At 65.3% G+C, this 3,564-nt stretch carries 3 protein-coding genes and 1 pseudogene; all 4 read left to right on the top strand.

Annotated features, from left to right (window positions below; genetic code table 11):
• Nucleotides 1-558: 558 nt before the first annotated feature.
• Entirely contained in the window at nucleotides 559-1,065 is a 507-nt protein-coding gene (locus tag ABZ070_RS36175; protein WP_356640312.1) for a DUF6114 domain-containing protein, read from the top strand.
• A gap of 93 nt (nucleotides 1,066-1,158) precedes the next feature.
• Nucleotides 1,159-1,641 (top strand): annotated as a pseudogene (locus tag ABZ070_RS36170) (transposase); the annotation flags it as partial.
• 81 nt (nucleotides 1,642-1,722) lie between these two features.
• On the top strand, nucleotides 1,723-2,079 hold the full coding sequence (locus ABZ070_RS36165; protein ID WP_356640310.1) for a hypothetical protein: 357 nt from the start codon (nucleotides 1,723-1,725) through the stop codon (nucleotides 2,077-2,079).
• A gap of 613 nt (nucleotides 2,080-2,692) precedes the next feature.
• The gene (locus ABZ070_RS36160) at nucleotides 2,693-3,490 is read left to right on the top strand and encodes a VOC family protein (RefSeq protein ID WP_356640308.1); all 798 of its coding nucleotides are present in this window, start codon (nucleotides 2,693-2,695) and stop codon (nucleotides 3,488-3,490) included.
• The last annotated feature ends 74 nt before the right edge of the window (nucleotides 3,491-3,564 follow it).

Below are 3,564 nucleotides of genomic sequence, written 5' to 3'. Positions count from 1 at the left end.
TCGTCGACCTGTTCCGCAACGGCCGGATCCCGGGCCTCTAGCCGGTGGCCGGGGCCCCGTCGCGGGACCTGTGGACCTCTTTAAGAGCCTCTTAACCCGTGCATTCATTATCCAGAAATTCTTAGGGGGTGTGCTTCCGGCGCCCTCTTGGGTATGGTCCCATCCGCTGCGGCATTCGGCGTCCTCGTCCGGCGCTATGGGTTTTCCGCTGGGAGGTGGGAGTTTTTCGGGGCGTTGTGCCAGCGCACTTCAGGAAACTCTTCAATGAAAGCTGGGTCCTATCTGCCCGGCACTCGTCGTGTTTCTGCTACCTGCCCTGACAACTACCACTCGTACTCCAGAGGTATCTGTGCGCCAAGGAAAGACAAGCAGAAACGTCGGCCTCATGCTTGCAGCCGTGGTGCTGGGTACCGCGTCGACGGCAGCCACCGCCCCTACACGGACCTCGACGCGCTGTGGTACTGACGGTCATCCCGTCCGGGCGGGGAAAGCCTTCACAGCTTCGCCCGCCCGCTCAACTCTTCACACAGAAATACCAGTTCCAGGGAGTTGTTTTCCATGAGCGCCGAGTCTTCAGTGTCACCGGGGCGGCACAGGCGCCACAACCGCGCTAGTCAGCGGGGTTTTCGTACTTGGCGGGGCCAGCGGCCCTTCTGGGCGGGTCTGTTCACCCTGTTCGGCGGAATCCCCATCGCCTACTTCCCGTACGCGACCTTCGAGCTCGGTCACATCAGGTTCGCGATGCAGACCACCGCGGGCGCTGGCGCGCTAATCATCGGCGTACTGCTGATCACGCTGGGCCTCACTATGTGGTTTCACCACATAGTCCGCTTCGCAGGTCTCGCAACGATTCTGCTGGCATTGGTCTCCATCCCCATCGCCAACCTAGGTGGCTTTGTCATCGGCTTCCTGCTCTCCCTCATCGGCGGTGCGCTCTCGCTCTCCTGGGTCCCGGGAAAGCCCGCCGCGGAATCGGCTCCGGCCAGGGAGTCGGCACCCGAGTCCGGGCCCCGGCACGCACGCGCACGACACAACCAGCGAAGCCAGCGGCAGGAGGAGCAGTGACGGCCTTGCCAAGTTGCTGATGTGGGGGGCGAGTGGGTGTGTTGAGGCGTGCTCGGTGTGGGGTGTACCGGTGTCAGACACCCATTGCACACATTGGCGAAAGAGGTGATGGACCTCAACCAGGAAATCGACGAGCTCGACAAGCTCATCGAGGCCCTGTTTCGTGGCCACCACACCTTCAACGTGATCACCAGCATGCCCGGCCTGGGCATCATCCTCGGTGCCGAGTTCCTGGCTGCCACCGGCGGTGACATGAGCTTCTTCGGTACTCCCGACCGCCTGGCCGGCTTCGGAGGAGTCGCACCCGTCCCCCGCGACTCCGGCAAGATCAGCGGCAATCTGCGGCGCCCCCAGCGATACAACCGCCGGCTCCAGCGAGTCTTCTATACCTCAGCGATGTTCAGCATCCGCTACTGCGAGGAATCGCGACGGTTTTACGATCGCAAGCGGGCCGAGGGCAAGCGTCACACCCAAGCGGTCCTCGCCCTCGCCCGTCGCCGAGTCAACGTCCTGTGGGCCCTTCTGCGCGATGGACGGTGCTATCAACCAGTGCCCCCTATCGCTCTCGCTGCTTGACAAACACCATTAGGAATCCGGGGTGAGTTCTACTCCTGTCTGACCAGGCGCGCGGATGCGCTGTTCGAACTCTCGGACGCCGTGTTGTGCGCGGATGGTCCGGTCCGGTCGCTGGTGGGCGAACACCGGCGCGGGCACGGCGGTCTCTATGGCGCCCTGTTCGCGGGGCGGGTCGATGTCGCCCGGCCGCGAAGGGCCCTGGCCACCGTGCCGCTGCCGAGGGCGGCGGACGGCTTGCTGGTCCTTGTCGCCTACCTCATCTGTTGGCTGCGGCCCAGTGCGCACACCTCACCGCAGCGGATCCTTGCCACACCTACGGGCGGGGCAAGGACCAGCACATTCCCGTTCCCGGCTGGCTGGCCCTACTCGGTGATCTGCGCACTGGAGACGGGCAGCGGTTCCTGGGCCCACCGCTGGACGCGCTACGGCTGGCGCTAGGTGACGATGCCACTGTCACCGCCAGGCAGAGCGGAAACACCGCAGGCACGGCATGAACGTGCACGTCATCGCCGCCCCGACGACACAACGTCTACCGCGGAGTCGGCTCGTCCGCCGCGATCCGGTCGGTGACTCACCCCCGCACGAGTTCGTCGCGACTTTTCGGCACTGCGGCCGAAGGCCGCTTGTCCAGCCGAAGTGCCGAAATCTTCTGCCCCGGCCCGGGACGGCCATCCGGAGGCAGAACGCCCGGCCCGCCCCACGCCACGATGTGCACACAGTCGGGAAACCGGACTCCGCGAAACGACGGACGAAGAAGTCAACAAACCCGCGTCCCCGCCGCACAGGTTAAAGATCAAGCTCAATTCACCACTGCAATCCGCGCGGCGGATTCTGCCGCGGGACAGAGCCGCTGGCGCCCAGCGAGGCAGCGTCCAGCATGGCGAACGCAAGGCTCTGGTCGATGAACGAGTGATAGATCCGGCTCCCTCCACCACCATGTCGCACATTATGCCAACACGGTTGACCATAATGGCGGCGGGCACGTTGGATCGGATCCGACAAACGGCGCGCCCCGCAATTGGCGGCTGCACAGACCAGCAGGAGGCAGACGATGTCCGAGATCACCGCTCCGTACGTGCCTGGGACTCCGTGTTGGATCGATCTCAGCGTCCCCGACCAGCAAGCCGCACTGGACTTCTATCGCGATTTGTTCGGCTGGCAGGGCGAGATCGGACCGCCCGAGTTCGGGGGCTACGCGAACTGTGAACTGCGCGGCAAGTCGGTTGCCGGCATCATGTCCGCGCAGCCGATGGATGACCAGTCGCCGCCCCTCACGGCGTGGACAACCTACTTCGCGACCGCGGACGCCGACGCGACGGCGCGGGCGATCACGGAGAGCGGCGGTACCGTCCTGTTCCCGCCGGGCGACGTTGCCACCCTGGGGCGTATGGCGATCGCCGCAGACCCCGACGGAGCCGTCTTCGGCATCTGGCAGGCCAAGGACTTCCCCGGTGCCGGCATCGCCAACGAGCACGGCGCCCTGATCTGGAGCGAGTTGGCCACGCGGGACGCCGCCCGCGCCCGCGCCTTTTACCCCGCTGCCCTGGGCATCGACATCGCCCCGATGGAGACTGAGGGCGCCGAGGGGATGGACGACTATTACGGGATCAACGCGGGCGGCCGTACGGTCGGCGGCATTTCCGTCCAGGGTGAGGACACGCCCAACGAAGCCCCCTCGCACTGGCTCACCTACTTCGCTGTCGACGACACCGACTCCACCGTGGACCTCCTCACCAAAGCCGGCGGCCAGGTGCTCCAGCCGCCGTTCGACATGCCCGCAGGGCGAATTTCCGTGGTCCAGGACCCCCAAGGCGCCGCCTTCGCCCTGATCACCCCGCACCCCATGTAAACCCCTAGGGTTTGTCGTCAAATGATCTTGGGTGGTGGATCATGGTCGGGTGATACGTCGCCATGAACTGTCGG

The sequence above is a fragment of the Streptomyces sp. NPDC006283 genome, assembly GCF_040613325.1.
Lineage (GTDB): Bacteria > Actinomycetota > Actinomycetes > Streptomycetales > Streptomycetaceae > Streptomyces.
The sequence above is the reverse complement of the archived record's forward strand: the minus strand, read 5'-3'. Positions and strand labels throughout refer to the sequence as shown.